Annotated in this window: 19 protein-coding genes and 1 pseudogene; 8 read left to right on the top strand and 12 right to left on the bottom strand. The window is 71.3% G+C overall.

The features are described from left to right. Positions 1-185, bottom strand: a pseudogene (locus tag ACFXGJ_RS19080) (hypothetical protein); the annotation flags it as partial. 72 nt (positions 186-257) lie between these two features. Beyond that, complete coding sequence (locus tag ACFXGJ_RS19075) at positions 258-947, bottom strand: ZIP family metal transporter (RefSeq protein WP_378623230.1); 690 nt, start codon at positions 945-947, stop codon at positions 258-260. Between the two features lie 46 nt (positions 948-993). On the opposite strand from ACFXGJ_RS19075, the gene ACFXGJ_RS19070 reads away from it, so the two are divergent. Next, positions 994-1854 carry a biotin-dependent carboxyltransferase family protein gene (locus ACFXGJ_RS19070; protein WP_378623228.1) on the top strand — a complete coding sequence of 287 codons (861 nt, stop codon included), beginning with the start codon at positions 994-996 and terminating at the stop codon, positions 1852-1854. On the opposite strand, the gene ACFXGJ_RS19065 is transcribed toward ACFXGJ_RS19070, so the two are convergent. From ACFXGJ_RS19065 to carD, 6 genes are all read right to left on the bottom strand, one after another. Then, a complete protein-coding gene (locus ACFXGJ_RS19065) occupies positions 1832-3061 on the bottom strand; it encodes an amidase family protein (RefSeq protein ID WP_378623226.1) in 1230 nt (409 codons plus the stop codon). The two genes, ACFXGJ_RS19070 and ACFXGJ_RS19065, sit on opposite strands and share 23 nt — an antisense overlap. A 68-nt stretch (positions 3062-3129) precedes the next feature. Further along, positions 3130-4113 carry a 23S rRNA (guanosine(2251)-2'-O)-methyltransferase RlmB gene (gene rlmB / locus ACFXGJ_RS19060; protein WP_378623224.1) on the bottom strand — a complete coding sequence of 328 codons (984 nt, stop codon included), beginning with the start codon at positions 4111-4113 and terminating at the stop codon, positions 3130-3132. Continuing rightward, a complete protein-coding gene (gene cysS, locus ACFXGJ_RS19055) occupies positions 4113-5522 on the bottom strand; it encodes a cysteine--tRNA ligase (protein WP_378623222.1) in 1410 nt (469 codons plus the stop codon). Before cysS ends, rlmB begins: the two co-directional genes overlap by 1 nt. Before the next feature lie 11 nt (positions 5523-5533). After that, entirely contained in the window at positions 5534-6010 is a 477-nt protein-coding gene (gene ispF, locus ACFXGJ_RS19050) for a 2-C-methyl-D-erythritol 2,4-cyclodiphosphate synthase (protein ID WP_378623220.1), read from the bottom strand. Between the two features lie 11 nt (positions 6011-6021). Further along, positions 6022-6732, bottom strand: coding sequence for a 2-C-methyl-D-erythritol 4-phosphate cytidylyltransferase (gene ispD / locus ACFXGJ_RS19045; protein WP_378623218.1), 711 nt, complete (start codon positions 6730-6732; stop codon positions 6022-6024). A 5-nt stretch (positions 6733-6737) separates the two neighbouring features. After that, positions 6738-7226, bottom strand: a complete 489-nt coding sequence (carD, locus tag ACFXGJ_RS19040) for an RNA polymerase-binding transcription factor CarD (RefSeq protein WP_378423458.1) — start codon at positions 7224-7226, stop codon at positions 6738-6740. A gap of 275 nt (positions 7227-7501) precedes the next feature. Between carD and ACFXGJ_RS19035 the strand changes: the two genes are divergently transcribed. Then, the gene (locus ACFXGJ_RS19035; protein WP_378623216.1) at positions 7502-8110 is read left to right on the top strand and encodes a hypothetical protein; all 609 of its coding nucleotides are present in this window, start codon (positions 7502-7504) and stop codon (positions 8108-8110) included. A gap of 243 nt (positions 8111-8353) precedes the next feature. Further along, positions 8354-9739 (top strand): DNA repair protein RadA, encoded by a 1386-nt coding sequence (gene radA / locus ACFXGJ_RS19030; RefSeq protein WP_378623214.1) that lies wholly within the window; start codon positions 8354-8356, stop codon positions 9737-9739. A gap of 3 nt (positions 9740-9742) precedes the next feature. On the opposite strand, the gene ACFXGJ_RS19025 is transcribed toward radA, so the two are convergent. Then, on the bottom strand, positions 9743-10300 hold the full coding sequence (locus ACFXGJ_RS19025; protein WP_378623212.1) for a PaaI family thioesterase: 558 nt from the start codon (positions 10298-10300) through the stop codon (positions 9743-9745). 95 nt (positions 10301-10395) lie between these two features. On the opposite strand from ACFXGJ_RS19025, the gene disA reads away from it, so the two are divergent. Beyond that, a complete protein-coding gene (gene disA, locus ACFXGJ_RS19020) occupies positions 10396-11475 on the top strand; it encodes a DNA integrity scanning diadenylate cyclase DisA (RefSeq protein ID WP_378623210.1) in 1080 nt (359 codons plus the stop codon). A gap of 68 nt (positions 11476-11543) precedes the next feature. Here disA and ACFXGJ_RS19015 read toward each other — a convergent pair whose 3' ends face one another. Further along, positions 11544-12242 (bottom strand): hypothetical protein, encoded by a 699-nt coding sequence (locus ACFXGJ_RS19015; protein ID WP_378623208.1) that lies wholly within the window; start codon positions 12240-12242, stop codon positions 11544-11546. Between the two features lie 71 nt (positions 12243-12313). Continuing rightward, entirely contained in the window at positions 12314-12955 is a 642-nt protein-coding gene (locus ACFXGJ_RS19010) for a carbonic anhydrase (RefSeq protein ID WP_378623206.1), read from the bottom strand. A 79-nt stretch (positions 12956-13034) separates the two neighbouring features. Here ACFXGJ_RS19010 and ACFXGJ_RS19005 point away from each other — a divergent pair, with 79 nt between their 5' ends. Then, positions 13035-13916, top strand: coding sequence for an A/G-specific adenine glycosylase (locus ACFXGJ_RS19005; RefSeq protein WP_378623204.1), 882 nt, complete (start codon positions 13035-13037; stop codon positions 13914-13916). A gap of 51 nt (positions 13917-13967) precedes the next feature. On the opposite strand, the gene ACFXGJ_RS19000 is transcribed toward ACFXGJ_RS19005, so the two are convergent. After that, positions 13968-14336 (bottom strand): Imm51 family immunity protein, encoded by a 369-nt coding sequence (locus ACFXGJ_RS19000; protein ID WP_378623202.1) that lies wholly within the window; start codon positions 14334-14336, stop codon positions 13968-13970. A 290-nt stretch (positions 14337-14626) separates the two neighbouring features. Between ACFXGJ_RS19000 and ACFXGJ_RS18995 the strand changes: the two genes are divergently transcribed. From ACFXGJ_RS18995 to ACFXGJ_RS18985, 3 genes are read left to right on the top strand one after another with little or no spacing between them, the layout of a single operon-like run. Further along, positions 14627-14851 (top strand): heavy-metal-associated domain-containing protein, encoded by a 225-nt coding sequence (locus tag ACFXGJ_RS18995; protein WP_378623199.1) that lies wholly within the window; start codon positions 14627-14629, stop codon positions 14849-14851. Further along, positions 14848-15774 carry a hypothetical protein gene (locus tag ACFXGJ_RS18990; protein ID WP_378623197.1) on the top strand — a complete coding sequence of 309 codons (927 nt, stop codon included), beginning with the start codon at positions 14848-14850 and terminating at the stop codon, positions 15772-15774. The genes ACFXGJ_RS18995 and ACFXGJ_RS18990 overlap by 4 nt, the downstream gene beginning before the upstream one ends. Positions 15775-15798: 24 nt before the next feature. Continuing rightward, positions 15799-18084 carry a heavy metal translocating P-type ATPase gene (locus tag ACFXGJ_RS18985; protein ID WP_378623195.1) on the top strand — a complete coding sequence of 762 codons (2286 nt, stop codon included), beginning with the start codon at positions 15799-15801 and terminating at the stop codon, positions 18082-18084. Positions 18085-18109 lie beyond the last annotated feature (25 nt).

The following is an 18109-nucleotide window of genomic DNA, read 5'->3' as shown; positions in this document are numbered from 1 at the left end:
GCATAGAACCGCGCCCCTCCGATCTCGTCGATCGCCGACGGAAGCAGGCTGGTCGTCAGGTAGATGTTGATCGCGTAGAGCGCGACACCGCCGGCCAGCACGACCATCGGTCCGAGGTACGAGGGCCCGAGCAGTTCACGCCAGCCGCGAACGGGGGTCGGGGGCTCGGTCTCGGTCAGCTGCATGACCGCAACGCTAGAACTTCGAGTGCACTCGAAGTCAACCGCGGCCGTTCGGAGCGCCCGTCGTCGCTACGACTACCCGCCGAGGGCGAACGCGACCAGGAAGCCGAGCGCCGTGGACAACCCCACCCACCAGCCGCCCTCCCGGTAGGCCTCGGGCATCAGCGAATCCGCGAGCACCGCGATCGTGGCCCCGCCCGCGAACGCCTGGATCACCGCGATGGACCGGTCCGGGATGTTGTCCGCCGCCGCGTGCGCGGCGACGACCACCAGCACCAGTACGACAGCGGTGACCGTCCACAGCAGCATCGCTCGTCGCACGTCGAAGTTCGGCTGCTTGCGCATCGACGCCGCACCCGCCACCGCCTCGGGCACGTTGCCCACCGCGACCGCGACGAGCAGCACCACCCCTCCCCCGCCGCCCAGCGAGACACCGAGCGCGGTGTTCTCCGGAATCCCGTCCAGCAACGAGCCGAGCATCAGCGCCCAGCCGAGCGCCGCGGCGCCGAGTTTGTTCTCGATGAGGTGATCGGCGACCACGTACACCAGCGCACCGGCCATCAGCGCCGATCCCGCGATCAGACCGCCCTCGGACGTGAACGCGGGCTGGAACAACTCCGTGGACACCGCCGCCACCATGGTGCCCGCGCCGAAGGCCATCAGCGCCGCGAGCACGGTCCGCGGCAGGTCGAAGCGCAATCCCACCGCCGCGCCGACGAGCAGCGGTATCGCAGTTCCCAATCCGTAGAGCGTCGCGGTCGACATTCGCCGATGCTACGGGCGCCCCAAGCCGATGGGTGACAATTGTCGGGTGAGTTGGCTCGAGGTCGTGCGCGGCGGGATCCTGGTTACGGTCCAGGACCGGGGACGGCCCGGCTTCGCGGCGCTGGGTGTCGGGACCTCCGGCGCTGCCGACCGACGTTCGCACGACAGCGCAAACCGACTGGTGGGCAACGACCCCACCGCAGCGACCCTCGAGGTGACGCTCGGCGGCCTCCGCGTCCGCGCCCACGGACACGCGACGGTCGCGGTGACCGGAGCGCGGATCCCCTTGCTGCTCAACGGTGTTCCGCGCGGCGACTACAGCGCAACGCATCTGTGCGACGGCGACGTGCTGACGCTCGGCCACGCCACGGACGGCCTGCGCAGCTACCTGGCCGTGCGCGGCGGGGTGGACGCCGCGCCGACCCTCGGCAGCCGGTCGACGGACACTCTCGCCGGACTCGGACCCGCGCCGATCCGCACCGGCGATCACCTCCCGATCGGGCAGCTGGCGCGGCAGTGGCCCGCCGAGGACCTCATCCCCCCGCCCCCGACGGTCGGGGTCACGACGCTGCGCGTGCGCCTCGGACCCCGGAACGCGATGTTCGCGGCCGAGGCGCTCGACACCCTGTTCGGTCAGGTCTGGACGGTGTCGCAGGACAGCAACCGGATCGGCATGCGGCTCACGGGTCCGGTGCCCCTGGTGCGTGCCGACCGAGGCGAACTGCCGAGCGAGGGCATGGTGACGGGCGCGCTGCAGGTCCCGGCAAGCGGACAGCCGGTCCTCTTTCTGGCCGACCACCCCGTGACCGGCGGCTACCCCGTGATCGCGGTGGTCGTGGACGACGACCTGGGATCCGCGGCCCAACTCGTACCCGGCGCCACGCTCAGGTTCGCCCGGGCCCACTGACCGGATCCAGGCGCACCGCCAGGTCCAGGACGTCCAGGTCCCGACCGCGAGGTCCGACGACGCTGAGCCCCACCGGAATTCCGTCCGCGGTCGGCACCGGGACGCTGACCGCGCAGCGGCCGGTGGCGCCGGCGATACAGGTGAGGGCGAAGGTGGCGGCGCGGGCCCGCTCGACGACCGGGCCACCGAGCGACGCCTCCGCGCGGGTCGGTGCGACCGACGACGCCGACGGCAGCAACAGCAGGTCCTCGCCGAGAAATCGGTCCAGCTCCGCGGCGAACCGGCGCAGCCGGCCGACCGCGCGTTCGTGGTCGTCGGCGGTGTAGCGCGCGGCCGTCTCGAATCGCGAACGCACGTCCGGGTTCAGGCTGGCCCAGTGCCGAGAGACCCACGGCCCGTGCGCCCGCCATGCCTCCCAGCCCTGCACGGTCTGGAAGTCGCGAACCGCGTCCGCCAGCTCGCCGACGTCGAGGGCCCGGTGCTCGACCGTTGGCAGACCCGGGTCGCCCGACCACGCCGCGATCGCGCTCGTCGTCGCCGCCCGCACCTGCCTCGACGCGAACGACGACAGGTCGTCGGAGACGATCGCCCCCGTGAACGCCCGCCGCGCACGGCCCGGCAGCAGCACCCGACCGACCGCGCTCAGCGTCGCCGGGTCCCGGGCGACCCAGCCGACCGTGTCGAAGGAGGGTGCCAGCGGGACGACCCCGTCCGTCGACACGGCGCCGTGCGTCGGACGCATCCCGTAGAGCCCCTGATACGAGGCGGGGACTCGGATCGATCCGGCGGTGTCGGTGCCGAGGCCGACCGTGGCCGCTCCCAGCGCGACCGCGCTGGCAGGCCCGGAACTCGACCCGCCGGGAATACGGTCCGGCGCGGCGGGGTTCGGCGGGGTTCCGTAGTGCGCGTTGGTTCCGGCCAGGCTGTAAGCGAACTCGTCGGTGCGGGCGATCCCCGCGATCCGTGCACCCGCGGCCAGCAGCGCGGCCGGCGCAGCCGCGGTGTGCGCCGCGGGTGCCGATTCGGCGAGCCGGGCAGGGTTGCCCGCCCCGACCCGGTGGCCGGCGACGTCGAACAGGTCCTTGACCGCAACGGTCGTCCCGTCGAGGAGTCCGGTGCCCGTCGGCCCGATCAGCGGCCTACCGAACTCCCGCCACACAGTGGGATCGAACTCCGCGCCTCGACCCAGGTCATCTCCGTCGACCACGGACACCTCCTGGTCAGGCACTGTGCGTGAATGTCACCGCACCTGGGTGACATTCACGCACGGGCGCGTCAGCGCCTCCGCTGACGGGCGATGTCGGAGAGGACGACGCCGGCCGCCACCGACGCGTTGAGGGACTCGACCGGGCCCGCCATCGGGATGCTGAGGATGGTGTCGCAGGTCTCGCGGACGAGCCGGGACAGGCCCTTGCCCTCGGATCCGACCACGATCACCACCGGGCCGGTGCCGTCGTACGTGTCGAGAGTGGTGTCGCCGCCCGCGTCGAGCCCGACGATCTGGACGCCCTTGTCGGCCCAGTCCTTCAGGGTGCGAGTCAGGTTGGTGGCCTGGGCGATCGGCAGACGGGCCGCCGCGCCCGCACTGGTCCGCCATGCCACCGCGGTGACCGATGCGCTGCGGCGCTGCGGGATCACCACGCCGTGTCCGCCGAATGCGGCGACCGAACGCACCACCGCGCCGAGGTTGCGCGGGTCGGTGATGTTGTCCAGCGCCACCAGCAATGCCGGTTCCTGCTGCTTGCGGGCCTCGGCGATGAGGTCGTCGGGGTGGGCGTACCGGTACGGCGGCACCTGCAGGGCGACGCCCTGGTGCAGACCGTTGGCGCTCATCCGGTCCAGGTCACCGCGCGGCACCTCGAGGATCGAGATCCCGTTGTCCGCGGCGATCTGCACGCTCTCCTTGAGCCGGTCGTCGCTCTCGGTGCCGACCGCCACGTACAGCGCGGTCGCCGGGACGCCGGCGCGCAGGCATTCGAGCACGGGGTTGCGGCCGAGCACGTTCTCCGGGCCGTCGTCGCCCTTGCGGGGCGAACCGCCACGCCCGCGCGGCGCGCTGCCGCCCGGACGGCCGGCGTTCTCGGCCCTCGCCGCCGCCCGCGCCCGCTTGGCCGCGGGATGTTTGGTCCGCTCGATCGCGGGCGGGGTCGCGCCGCGGCCCTCGAGGCTGCGACGTCCCTTGCCGCCGGAGCCCGTGACCTGACCCTTCTTGGTGCCGGACTTGCGGATCGCACCGCGCCTGCTCGAATTGCCAGCCATCACTGCCCTGCTTCGTTGTGGTTCGTGTCGAGAGCCCATTCGGGCCCGTTCGGGGTGTCGGTGACCGCGATGCCCGCCGCGGCGAGCCGCTCGCGGATCTCGTCGGCGGCCGCCCAGTCCTTGTCGGCCTTCGCCCGCGCTCGCGCGTTCAAGTTCGCGCGGACCAGCACGTCCAACGCATCGTGCGCGGCGGACGCGTCGGCCGACTCCGCGACCCAGTGCGGGTCGAGGGGATCCACGCCGAGGATGCCCATCATCGCGCGCACCTGCCCGGCGATCTCCCTGGCCGCGGCCAGGTCGCCTGCGTCGAGCGCCTTGTTGCCCTCGGTGCGCCTGCCGTGAATCGCGGCCAGCGCCTTCGGCACTCCGAGGTCGTCGTCGAGAGCGGCGGCGAACTCCTCGGTCCACTTCCCCACGGGGACGTCGCCGGCCCGCTCCTGGGTCTTGAGGACGAAGGCCTCGATGCCACGGTAGGTTTCCGCCGCGACATCGAGCGCATGATCGGAGTACTCGAGCATGGATCGGTAGTGCGCCCCACCGAGATAGAACCGAAGTTCTTGCGGCCGAACTCTTTTCAGCACGTTGGGTACCGACAGCACGTTGCCGAGGGACTTGGACATCTTCTCGCCGCCCATGGTCACCCAGCCGTTGTGCAGCCAGTAGCGCGCGAAGCCGTCCCCCGCGGCCCGGCTCTGCGCGAGCTCGTTCTCGTGGTGCGGGAACACCAGATCCAGCCCACCGCAGTGAATGTCGAACTCCGGGCCCAGGTACGCCTCGGCCATCGCGGAGCACTCGAGGTGCCAGCCCGGCCTGCCACGCCCCCACGGCGTCGGCCAGGACGGCTCCCCCGGCTTCTCCGCCTTCCACAGCGTGAAGTCACGCGGGTCGCGCTTGCCCTCGGCGACGCTCTCACCCTGGTGCACGTCCTCGAGCTTGTGCCCGGACAGCGCGCCGTAGTTCTTCCAGCTCCGCACGTCGAAGTACACGTCGCCGGCCGCGGCGTAGGCGTGCCCGGCCTCGATCAGCCGCTGCATCATCTCGACCATCTGGGTGACGTGACCGGTCGCGCGCGGCTCCGCCGACGGGGGCAGCACACCGAGTTGCTCGTAGGCCCAAGTGAACGAGCGCTCGTAGGTCGCCGCCCACTCCCACCACGGGCGGCCCGCCTCGGCGGCCTTGTTCAGGATCTTGTCGTCGATGTCGGTGACGTTCCGGACGAAGGCGACATCGTAGTCGTGCGCCAACAGCCAGCGCCGCAGCACGTCGAAGGCCACGCCGCTGCGGACGTGACCGATGTGCGGGTCACCCTGGACGGTGGCCCCACACAGATAGATCGACGCGTGTCCGGGGGCCAGCGGAACGAAGTCACGCAGGGCCCGCGTCTCGGTGTCGAATAGGCGCAGGGTCACGACGTGCGATCTTACCGGTCCGAACCGGCGGGAAGTACCAGCGCGGTCGCGACGGCGGCGATGCCCTCGCCGCGCCCGGTCAGTCCGAGCCCGTCGGTAGTGGTCGCGGAGACCGAGATCGGTGCGCCGAGAACGCCACTCAACGCGGACTGGGCCTCGAGCCGGCGCGGGCCGATCTTCGGGCGGTTCCCGATCACCTGTACTGCCGCGTTCCCGATGGTCAGCCCCTCGGCCTCGAGCAGGCGGCGCACCTCGCCGAGCAGGTCTGCGCCGCTGGCCCCGTCCCACTCAGGGCGGCCGGTGCCGAACACCGACCCGAGATCGCCGAGACCTGCCGCCGACAGCAGCGCGTCGCAGAGCGCGTGGGCGGCGACGTCCCCGTCCGAGTGACCCGCGCAGCCGTCCTCGCCCTCGAACAACAGTCCCGCAATCCAGCAGGGCCGGCCCGCCTCGATCGGATGAACGTCGGTACCGATACCCACACGCACTCCGCGCACTCCTACTCTTCGATCAAATCTCGGTCGTCGACCACGGCCCTGGCCAGCGCAAGGTCGAGCGGCGTGGTGATCTTGAAGGCGAGCGGCTCGCCCGCGATGGTCCGGACCCGCGCGCCGAGGCGCTCGACCAGGCCCGCGTCGTCGGTGGCCGCAGCGGCGTCCGCGTACGCCCGGCGCAGCAGCCCGGCCTCGAATCCCTGCGGCGTCTGGATCGCACGCAGGTCGGAGCGGTGCGGCGTGCCGGTGACGACGCCGAGCAGGTCCACCGTCTTGATCGTGTCCGCCACCGGCAGGGCGGGCACCACGGCCTCGCGGCCGGCGCGTAGTTCCGCCACCACCCGGGCGATGAGCGACGGCGGCGTCAGCGCTCGCGCCGCGTCGTGCACGAGCAGCAGGTCCGCGTCGGACGCGGCGGCAATGCCCGCACGTACCGAGTCGGTGCGCTCCACCCCACCGGCGACCACGTCGACGCCGTCGGGCAGCTCGGCTCGAACATCGGCGACGCGGTCCTCGGGCACGATCACGACCACCCGGTCCACCGCGCCGGACGCCAGCAGTCCGTCCACAGACAGTTGCAGCAGGGTTCGCCCGCCCAACGTCACGAACGCCTTGGGGAGGCCCTCCCCGAGCCGCACCCCCTGACCGGCGGCCGGCACCAACGCAACGACCCGGCCTCCGCCATTCACGTCGACCGGGTCTGTCACTTCAGCCATTTCCGCTAGGACGCCGCGGCGAGAACCTCGTCGAGAATGGTCTCGGCCTTGGCGTCGTCGGTGCCCTCCGCGAGCGCGAGCTCGCCGACGAGGATCTGCCGAGCCTTGGCCAACATCCGCTTCTCGCCTGCGGAAAGCCCGCGATCCTGCTCGCGACGCCACAGGTCACGCACGACCTCGGCCACCTTGTTCACGTCACCCGACGCGAGCTTCTCCAAGTTCGCCTTGTACCGACGCGACCAGTTGGTCGGCTCCTCGGTGTGCGGTGCGCGGAGCACCTGGAAGACCTTGTCCAGCCCCTCCTGGCCCACGACATCACGAACGCCGACGTACTCGGCGTTGTCTGCGGGAACCCGAACGGTGAGGTCGCCCTGGGCGACCTTCAGCACGAGGTATTCCTTTTGTTCACCCTTGATGGTGCGAGTTTCGATTGCCTCGATCAGCGCCGCTCCGTGGTGGGGGTATACGACGGTGTCTCCGACCTTAAAAATCATCTGTCCCGTGCCCCTTTCGATCTGCCCAGTTTAACACGGGTTCTCGCGGCAGTGGTTCCAACGCCGCTGGTCAGGGGCACAGCGGGGCGGTAGGAGGGCTTGACAGGGAGACCTGAACGTGCATCCTCGAGCGCCCAAACCGACCGAATGGCCCCACAATTCGACGCTCCGGTGCGCGACGCGACCTGCCGAAGAACGACCCGGGGATCGGTGCGCGGGATCTGACTACTACTCTGCCTAGTGGAGCTACGACCCGATGCCGTGGAGGACAACCCGTGACAGCCCTGAATGCGTCGACTCGCCGAGTCGCCACCGCCGTTGCCCTGGCCGCAGCCGCGGCCATCTCGCTGTCCGCCTGCAGCGCGGGCCAAATCACCCAGACCGCGACCCAGGTCGCCGCGGTCAACGGTAACTACGCGAACCAAGGCGACATCTCGCTGCGCAACGTGCACATCCTCTTCCCGCAGAGCGAGGAGTACAGCCTCGAGCCGGGCGGCACCGCCGCCCTCGCGTTCACCGCGGTGAACAACGACGAGCAGCGGTCCGAGCGACTCGGCCGGATCACCACCGACTACGCCAAGTCGGTCACGATCGCCGGCGAGGTGGGCGGTCGCGTGATCGACCCGCAGACCTCCCTCGGCGCCGGCGTCCGCGCCGCCACCGTGCTGGACAACCCCGAGGAGCCGACCCAGCTCGTGCTGGTCACCCTCGACGGGATCAAGGAGGGCGTGCGCCCCGGTCTGACCGTGCCGGTCACCTTCACCTTCGAGCACGCGGGTGACATCACGGTGCAGGTTCCTGTCGACGCGGGCCCGAACACCGAACGCCACGAGTCCGCCAAGTCGGGCACCGCGGGCTCGGAGCCGCACGGCGGCGGTCACTGACCCGACAGCTGCAATCGAGAACGACCCCCGACCATCCGGTCGGGGGTCGTTCTCTGTTGGGCGCTACTTCTTCGGCGCCGCGGGCTGGTTGAGAAGCTGGATGAACTGCGGGGCATTTGCCAGTGCTGTTTCGACTCAGTCCGGTACTCCTTCCCGCGTCGCAGCCGGCCGACGGAACACGAACGGGCAGCGGCCTGGAACGGTCGCGCCGCCGCTGTCGGATCCTCCCCCTAGGCTGCCCCCGTGGCGAAACCCAAAACCAGCTACCGCTGTTCGGCCTGTCAGCACCTGATGGCGAAATGGGTCGGTCGCTGCCCCGAGTGCGACACCTGGGGATCCGTCGAGGAGGCCCCGGTGCTCGCCGCAGTCGCGAGCAGACCGGGCGCGACCGGCGCCCGCAGTGGCGCCGCGCTGGTACCCAGCTCGCCCGCCACCCCGATCACCGAGATCAGCGGAACCTCGAACCAGGCGAAGCCCACCGGGGTCTCGGAACTCGACCGGGTACTCGGCGGCGGGCTGGTCCCCGGCTCGGTGGTGCTGCTCGCCGGTGAGCCCGGCGTCGGCAAGTCCACCCTGCTGCTCGAGGTCGTGCACCGCTGGGCGCAGCGCGACCCGCAGGAGCGCTCGCTGTACGTCACCGGGGAGGAGTCCGCGGGCCAGGTCCGGCTGCGGGCCGACCGCACCAATTCGGTTCACGACCGGGTGTACCTGGCCGCCGAGTCCGACCTCGCAACCGTGTTCGGCCACGTCGAGCAGGTCCGACCGACCCTGCTGATCGTCGACTCGGTGCAGACCATGCTCGCCGCCGACGTCGAGGGCGTGGTCGGCGGCGTCACCCAGGTCCGCGCCATCACGAGCGCGCTGACGACGCTGGCCAAGACCAGCGGCATCCCGGTCCTCCTCATCGGGCACGTCACCAAGGACGGCGCCGTCGCCGGACCGCGCTCGCTCGAACACCTCGTCGACGTCGTGCTGCACTTCGAGGGCGACAAGCACTCCACCCTCCGGATGGTGCGCGGGGTCAAGAACCGGTTCGGCGCGGCCGACGAGGTGGGCTGCTTCGAGCTGCGCGAGGACGGCATCGCCTGCGTCAGCGACCCGTCCGGGCTGTTCCTGCACCACCGCGACGACGCGGTGCCCGGCACCGCCGTCACCGTCACCATGGACGGCAAACGGCCGCTGCTCGGCGAGGTGCAGGCCCTGGTCGCGCCCACCCACAACCCCTCGCCGCGACGGGCGGTCAGCGGTATGGACGCTGCCCGCGTGTCGATGGTCCTCGCGGTGCTCGAGCGGCGACACAACGTCAAACTGTCCGACCGCGAGGTGTACGCGGCCACGGTCGGGGGCATGCGGGTCACCGAACCGTCCGCCGACCTGGCCCTCGCGCTGGCGGTCGCGTCGGCGTCGAAGGACGTCTCGCTGCCGTCCGGGCTCGTCGTACTCGGCGAGGTCGGGCTGGCCGGCGAGGTCCGGCGGGTCACGGGAACCGGCCGCCGACTGGCCGAGGCGCACCGGTTGGGTTTCACCCACGCGGTGGTGCCCCGCGACCCGGGCCCGGTCCCCGCCGGGATCAGGGTGACCGAGGTCGGGAACGTCGCCGAGGCGCTGCGGGTGTTGCCCGCCCGCTGACCCCTAGAGGGTGGACCGACCGAACGGGGAATCGGGGACGCCGTCGACGAACTCTGCCATCGGGGTGAAGTGCTCGGGGTCGATGGTCAGGAACAGTCCGCGCGAGGTGGCGACCACCTCATCGCTCGCCGCCGGGCCCTCCACGACACGGGCCTCCGAGCTCGTGTAGACCTTGCGCCGGACCATGCCGTCGATCCGGGCCCGGAACTCGAGCACCGAACCGAGCGGAATCGGCCGGGCGAAGTCGATCTCCAGGTGCCCGGTCACCACCGGCCCGCCGAGCAGCATGCACGCCATGCCCTGCACCTCGTCGAACGCGGTGGACAGGATGCCACCGTGAATGACCCCCGGTCCGCCCTGGTAGCGGTTGACGACCGTCAACCGACCGGACACCTCGATGCCCTCCTCCGCGACGAACACCATGGCCATGCCGCTGGGCTGGTCGTCGCCGCAGCCGAAGCACTTCGACCAGTGCTGGGGCAGTGCCTCGCCCGGCGCCGGGAAGGAGTCGGGACGGGTCGGGAGTTCGAGATCATCGGGCAAAGTCCAGGTACTACTCATGGATAGGTAGGCTAACCGCGGGAATTGCGCGTGGGGTCACCGGCTCCCCGCACATCGGAACGGGGCCGCGAGGGTCGACGAGCAGGGGGACGGCGATGGAAGACACCGCGGCCACGCTGCGCGAGACGATGGCGCGGCTGGCGCCGGGCACCGAACTGCGGGACGGACTCGAGCGAATTCTGCGCGGCCGCACCGGCGCCCTCATCGTGCTGGGATACGACGAGGAGATCGAGGAACTCTGCGACGGCGGCTTCGAACTCGACGTCGAGTTCGCGCCGACCCGACTCCGCGAGCTGTCGAAGATGGACGGCGCCGTGGTGCTCTCCACCGACGGCACTCGGATCGTCCGCGCCAACGTGCAACTGGTGCCCGACTACAAGATTCCGACCGTCGAGTCCGGCACACGGCACCGCGCGGCGGAACGCACGGCCATTCAGACCGGCTACCCGGTGGTGTCGGTCAGCCAGTCGATGAGCATCGTCAGCGTCTACGTCGGAGGGGTCCGGCACGTGCTGGACGGTTCCGCGACGATTCTCTCCCGCGCGAACCAGGCGGTCGCCACCCTCGAGCGCTACAAGTCGCGCCTGACCGAGGTCACCAACGCGCTCTCGGTCGTCGAGATCGAGGACTTCGTCACACTGCGCGACGCGCTGACCGTCGTGCAGCGTCTGGAGATGGTGCGCCGCGTGTCGGTGGAGATCGAACGCGACGTGCTCGAGCTCGGCACCGACGGCAGGCAGTTGGCGCTGCAGCTCGAGGAGCTGGTCGGCGACAACGACGTGGCGCGGCAGCTGGTGGTCCGCGACTACCTGGCCGGGTCCGGGCAGCCGACGACCGAGGCGGTCGAGAAGGCCCTCGCCGCGCTCGACAAGCTCACCGATGCGGACCTGCTGGACCTGACGACGCTGGCCCGCGCGCTCGGCTTCCCCGCGACGATCGAGGCGCTCGACTCCCCGATGAGCCCGCGCGGGTACCGGGTGCTCGCACGGGTACCGCGCTTGCAGTTCCACCAGGTGCACCGGCTGGTCGGCTCGTTCGGCACGCTGCAGGGCCTCCTCGCCGCGACCGCCGCCGACCTGCAGTCGGTGGAGGGCATCGGCGGCCTGTGGGCCCGGCACATCCGCGAAGGCCTGTCCCGGCTCGCCGAGACCTCGATCACCGGCCCGTTCGACTGAGCGCTCCGCGCTGTGCGTGATTTCCACCCTCCCTGGGGTGCCGATCACGCACAGGCCCCGGAGGCCCGTCAGCCCAGGTTGAACGGCTCCGGCGTGCTGCGCAGGGCGCCGAGCTGACCGACCACCGTGTAGGCACCGGGGCCGACCGGGTTCCGCGGCGCGGTGCAGCCCGGCTCCGAGGTCGCGCCCGACCACTTGACCGTGAACGCGGCCTGCTCCCCTGGCTTGAGGGTTCGCACGTCGGCAGCGGCGTTCGGGAAGCAGTCGGTGTTCGACCACAGCCGCTTCTGCCCGTCGAGGGTGTAGACCATCACCTGCTGCATGCCTGCGCCGAGATCGCGATCACAGGGAGCGTTGCCGATGTTGGTGACGACGATGCCGAACGACGGCTCCGTTCCCGCCGGGTAGTTCGGCTGGTCGGAGCTGACCTTGATCGCCAGGGAGTTGTCGGGGCACTGCCCGGCGGGCACCGCCGCCCCCGACACCGGGGTCGCGGCCGGAACCGAGGACCCCGATGCGTGATCGTCCGCGCCGGTCGAGACCGAGCCGGAGCCGGCGTCGGCGGAGGTCGACGTGGCGGAGGTCGACGTCGAGGTCAGGGAGGAACTCGCGGCCGCGGCTTCCGCGGACGGATTGTCGTCGCCACCGCCGCGAAGCGAGGTGACGATCAACACCACAACGATCAACGCGACCACCGCCACGCCGAGCGCAAGCATGCGGCGTCGCTGGTAGATCTCGGGGGGCAGCGGCCCGGAGGGTTCCAACACGGATACCACGGTAGGTGCCCGCGTCGACACCATCGCCCACCAGGTCCGGCGTGTCGCTCACACGGCGACGATCAGGCGGTCGCAACCTCGTCGACGACCTCGCCGATCTCACCGACCGCGCCGCGCAGCTTGATGCCTCCGTCGGAGAGCGCGTACGTGACGCCGACGATCGCGCAGGTGCCGTTGGCGACCCGCTCCGCGATGATCCGCGAGCGGTCCATCAGCAGGGATCCGGTCTCGACGACGTGCCTGCCCTCGAGCTCGTCGACGGTGTTCAGGCCCTCGTTGCGGCCCATCAGGATCGACGGCGCCACCCGCTCGACGATGCTGCGGATGAATCCACCGGGAACCTCGCCGCGGTCGAGCGCCTTGAGGGTGGCCGCGACCGCGCCGCAGTTGTCGTGGCCGAGCACGACGATCAGCGGGACGTTGAGGATGTCGACGGCGTACTCGATCGAGCCGAGCACGGAGCTGTCGACGACGTGACCGGCCGTGCGGACCACGAACATGTCGCCGAGGCCCTGGTCGAAGATGATCTCCGCGGCCACGCGGGAGTCACCGCAGCCGAACAGCACGGCGGTGGGGTGCTGTTCGGAGACGAGCTTGGCTCGGTCGGCAATGCCCTGGCTCGGGTGCAGCGAGGCGCCGTTGACGAAGCGGTCGTTACCCTGCTTGAGGGACTTCCAGGCCGAAATCGGGTTGGAGTTTGGCATGCCAGCCATTGTGCACCTGGCCACAAAGACGCTTTCACGGCGACCTGGCAAAACCGCGACGAGAGGGCATGACGATCCGGTGAATTCCTCCGCACTGATCCGCTGGTTCGAGCAGGAGGGGCGAGACCTGCCGTGGCGGCGCGAGGAGGTGACCGCCTGGCAGATCCTCATGAGCGAGATCATGCTGCAGCAGACACCCGTCGTCCGGGTGGCGCCGATCTGGGAGCAGTGGGTGGAACGCTGGCCCGTGCCGTCGGCGATGGCCGCGTCGAGCCAGGCCGAGGTGCTGCGCGCCTGGGGCAAGCTCGGTTACCCGCGCAGGGCACTTCGGCTGCACGAGTGCGCGCGAGTGCTGGCCACCGAGCACGGGGACGCGGTCCCCGCCGACGTGGACGTCCTGCTCGGCCTACCGGGGATCGGCGCGTACACCGCTCGTGCGGTCGCGTGCTTCGCCTACGGACAGCGAGTTCCCGTGGTGGACACCAACGTTCGCCGCGTGATCGCCCGCGCCGTACACGGTGCGGCCGAGCCGGGCAGCCCGTCCACCACCCGCGACCTGGCCGACGCCCAGGCGCTGCTCCCCCGCGCCAGGGCGAGAGCCGCGGTGTTCTCGGCCGCTCTCATGGAGCTGGGTGCGACCGTCTGCACCGCACGCAACGCCGACTGCGGCCGTTGCCCGCTGACCGAGTGCGCCTGGGTCGATGCGGGCCGCCCCGAGCACACCGGTCCCCCGCGCAAGGTGCAGAAGTTCGCGGGCACCGACCGCCAGGTGCGTGGACGACTGATGGACGTGCTGCGCGAGAGCCACGGGCCCGTCGAACGCGCGCGCCTGGACCTGGCGTGGACGACCGACCCCGCACAGCGGGACCGGGCACTGGACTCGTTGCTCGTGGACGGGCTGGTCGAGCAGACCGACGACGGGCTGTTCGCGCTGGCCGGCGAGGGCGACGCCGGGCGCTGACGACTGCCGCCGCGCGACAATGCCGACCGGCGGGCGATCCGCGGGCCCGGTCTAGTCGTCGTCGAGGCCGAGTTCGACGGCGCGGGTCAGCGCGGCGCCGAGGGCGTCCGCGTCCAGCACCAGGGTGCGCAGGGTCCTCGCCGCGACGAGCAGTGCGTCGAGATCGTCGCCGTAGACGCTCACCATTCCGGCCTCCGGATCGAATCCGACCGCGCCGAGAGTGGCGGGGGCCTGGTCGGTGAGTACCGCGCGAAGAGCGCCGGTGAAGTCGTATCCGGAGCCCTCGATGCCGTGCGCCTCCAATGCCGACCGGTGCTGGTGATACTCCGGGCCGCCGGGCGAGTAGATGATGCTGGAACTGCTGTCGCCGGTGACGAGCAGGACCGGACCGAGGGCGTCGAAATCGTTGGGCGTTGCCATGCCCGGACCGTACACAGGCGGTGCGACAGTGCGCCGCAGGCGTACGACAGTCACCACGTACCGGCAGCGCCCCGTGATCTCCACCACGCCACGCGGCGCCCGCACAACCGGCGCACCCATCCCACCAGGCAGTTCCCGCCGACCGTCGGGGCTCCGATATATACCCCCACTCGGTATGCCGTCGCGGCCGGGGCTCCTTCTTGCATCGCCTACCCCCCAGGGGTATGTTCGTCTCTGCAAGAGCCCCTACCCCCCATTGGTATAGGGCAGAATGAGAGAAGGAGACCGACATGACCACCATCGCGAACTACACCGTCACCGGCATGACCTGCGGCCACTGCGCGAGTTCGGTGCGCGAGGAGGTCGGCAAGATCGACGGGATCACCGCGATCGATGTCGATGTCCCCTCGGGCCGTCTCACTATCACCAGCACCGCCCCCCTCGTGGACGCCGCCGTGATCGACGCCGTCGACGAGGCCGGGTACACGGCCGCACCCGCACAGGTCCGGCCGTGAACACCGCAACCAAACTTGCCGGGTACGCCGGGGGCCTCGCCGTGGTCTTCACGGCGGCCCTCGGCCTCGGCGCCGCAACCGGCACCCCCACGGACGTGACCAGCGACCACGCCACCCACGAAGCCGCCGCCGACGCCGGTCACGCCGAGGCCGCGACACCCGCCGGCCTGCAGGTCGCGGAGCAGGGGTACACCCTGTCGGAGATCGCCGCCCCGGCCGCCGCGAACCAGCCCGGCGCCCTGACCTTCCGGATCGTCGGACCCGACGGCGCGCCGGTCACCGCGTTCGACGAGCTGCACGAGAAGCAGCTGCACCTGATCGCGGTCCGCACCGACACCAGCGGGTTCCGGCACGTGCACCCGACCCTGGGCGCGGACGGCACCTGGTCCATCGACTGGACCTGGGCCCGCGGCGGCACCTACCGGGTGTTCGCCGACTTCCAGCCCAGCGGCGGTCCCGGCCAGCTCACCCTCGGCCGCAACGTCGATGTCGCAGGCGACCTCGCCCCCACCCCGCTACCCGCCCCGTCGCAGGTCGCGGAGGTCGACGGCTACCGGGTCACGCTGGGCGGCGACCTGACCACCGAGGGCGGACCGCTCACCCTGACGGTGGCCAAGGACGGCAGGCCCGTCACCGACCTGCAGCCGTACCTCGGCGCCTACGGCCACCTGGTCGCACTGCGCGCCGGCGACCTCGCGTACCTGCACGTGCACCCGCAGGGCGAGCCCGGCGACGGCGTCACCGCGCCCGGACCGGACATCACCTTCCACGCCCAGGCCCCGAGCGACGGCAGCTACCGCCTGTACCTCGACTTCCAGCACGAGAACGTGGTCCGCACAGCGGAATTCACCGTCGCGACGGGTACCACCGAGCAGGCCGCACCGGCCGCACCCCGGCCCGCCACCGGCGGCCACGGACACTGACAGTCTCACCGGAGAGGAGTCACGATGAACCCCGTCACGCACGCGCCGGCCGACGGACAGGTCGAGTTGCTGATCGGCGGCATGACCTGCGCGTCCTGCGCGGCCCGCATCGAGCGCAAGCTCAACAAGATCGACGGGGTGCGCGCCACCGTCAACTACGCGACGGAGAAGGCCCGGGTCGACATCGACGGCGACGTGACTGCCGAGGAGCTGGTCGCGGCCGTCGAGCAGGCCGGCTACAGCGCCACCCTGCCGACCCCCGCGAGCACGGCCCCCGGCGCCGCCGCATCGGCGGAGGACGACCCGACCGCGGCCCTGCGCCGCCGCCTGCTGATCTCGGCGGTGCTGAGCATCCCGGTGATCGCGATGGCGATGGTCCCGGCGCTGCAGTTCACCAACTGGCAGTGGCTCTCGCTGACCCTCGCCGCGCCCGTCGTGGTCTGGGGCGCATGGCCGTTCCACAAGGCCGCCTGGACCAACCTGCGGCACGGCGCCGCCACCATGGACACCCTCGTGTCGATGGGCACCCTCGCGGCCCTCGGCTGGTCGCTGTACGCACTGTTCTGGGGCACCGCAGGCGTGGCCGGCATGACGCACCCGTTCGAGCTGACCATCTCCCGCACCGACGGCGCGGGCAACATCTACCTCGAGGCCGCGGCGGGCGTGACCACGTTCATCCTCGCGGGCCGCTACTTCGAGGCCAGGTCCAAGCGTCGCGCCGGGGCGGCGCTGCGCGCCCTGCTCGAGCTCGGCGCCAAGGAGGTCTCGGTGCTGCGCGGCGGGGTCGAACAGCGCATCCCCGTCGACCAGCTCGCCGTCGGCGACGAGTTCATCGTGCGTCCCGGCGAGAAGATCGCCACCGACGGCGAGGTGACCGAGGGTTCGTCCGCGGTCGACGCCGCGATGCTGACCGGCGAATCCGTTCCGGTCGAGGTCGGACCGGGCGATGCGGTGGTCGGCGCCACGGTGAACGTGGGCGGCCGGATCGTGGTGCGCGCCACCAGGATCGGTTCGGACACCCAGCTCGCGCAGATGGCGAAGCTGGTCGAGGACGCGCAGACCGGCAAGGCCCAGGCTCAGCGCCTGGCGGACAAGATCTCCGGGATATTCGTCCCGATCGTGATCGCCCTGTCGGTGGCGACCCTGGGCTACTGGATCGGCACCGGCGGCTCGATCGCCGCCGCCTTCACCGCCGCCGTCGCCGTGCTCATCATCGCCTGCCCGTGCGCCCTTGGCCTGGCCACACCGACCGCCCTCATGGTCGGCACCGGCCGCGGCGCGCAGCTCGGCATCCTGATCAAGGGACCCGAGGTGCTCGAGTCCACCCGGCGCGTGGACACCGTGGTGCTGGACAAGACCGGCACCGTCACCACCGGCAAGATGACCCTGCAGGACGTCGTCGCGGGCGAGGGCGTGGACGCCGACGAGCTGCTGCGGCTGGCCGGGGCGCTCGAGGACTCCTCCGAGCACCCGATCGCGCAGGCGATCGCCAAGGGCGCCCGCGAGCGGGTCGCGGCGGGCGCAGCGACGGGGAACGCGGCCGGCGAGCTTCCCGCCGTGGCCGAGTTCGCCAACATCGAGGGCCTGGGCGTGCAGGGCATCGTCGACGGCCACGCGGTGATCGTGGGCCGGGCCCGCCTGCTGGCGGACTGGGCGCAGCCGCTGACCGCCGAACTCGAAACGGCCATGCGCGCAGCCGAATCCGCAGGCAAGACCGCCGTCGCGGTCGGCTGGGACGGCCAGGCTCGCGGCGTGCTCGTGGTCGCGGACGCGGTCAAGGCCACCTCCGCCGAGGCGATCGAGCAGCTGCGGGCGCTGGGACTGACCCCGATCATGCTCACCGGCGACAACGCCGCCGCGGCGCGCACCATCGCCGACCAGGTCGGGATCGACGAGGTGATCGCCGAGGTGCTCCCGCAGGACAAGGTCGAGACCGTCAAGCGACTGCAGGCCGAGGGCCGGGTCGTCGCGATGGTCGGCGACGGCGTCAACGACGCGGCCGCCCTCGCCCAGGCCGACCTCGGCCTGGCGATGGGCACCGGCACCGACGTCGCGATCGAGGCCAGCGACCTGACCCTGGTCCGCGGGGACCTGCGGGCCGCGGCGGACGCGATCCGCCTGTCCCGCAAGACCCTCGGCACCATCAAGGGCAACCTGTTCTGGGCGTTCGCCTACAACGTGGCCGCCCTGCCGCTGGCGGCGGCGGGCCTGCTGAACCCGATGCTGGCCGGCGCCGCGATGGCCTTCTCCTCGGTCTTCGTGGTCAGCAACAGCCTGCGGCTACGCAGGTTCCGCTCCACCGCGACGTAGCAGGCAGGCGGTGAACCCTGAGGGC

This window comes from Rhodococcus sp. NPDC059234 (assembly GCF_042754225.1).
Taxonomy (GTDB): domain Bacteria; phylum Actinomycetota; class Actinomycetes; order Mycobacteriales; family Mycobacteriaceae; genus Rhodococcus_G.
The sequence above is the reverse complement of the archived record's forward strand: the minus strand, read 5'-3'. Positions and strand labels throughout refer to the sequence as shown.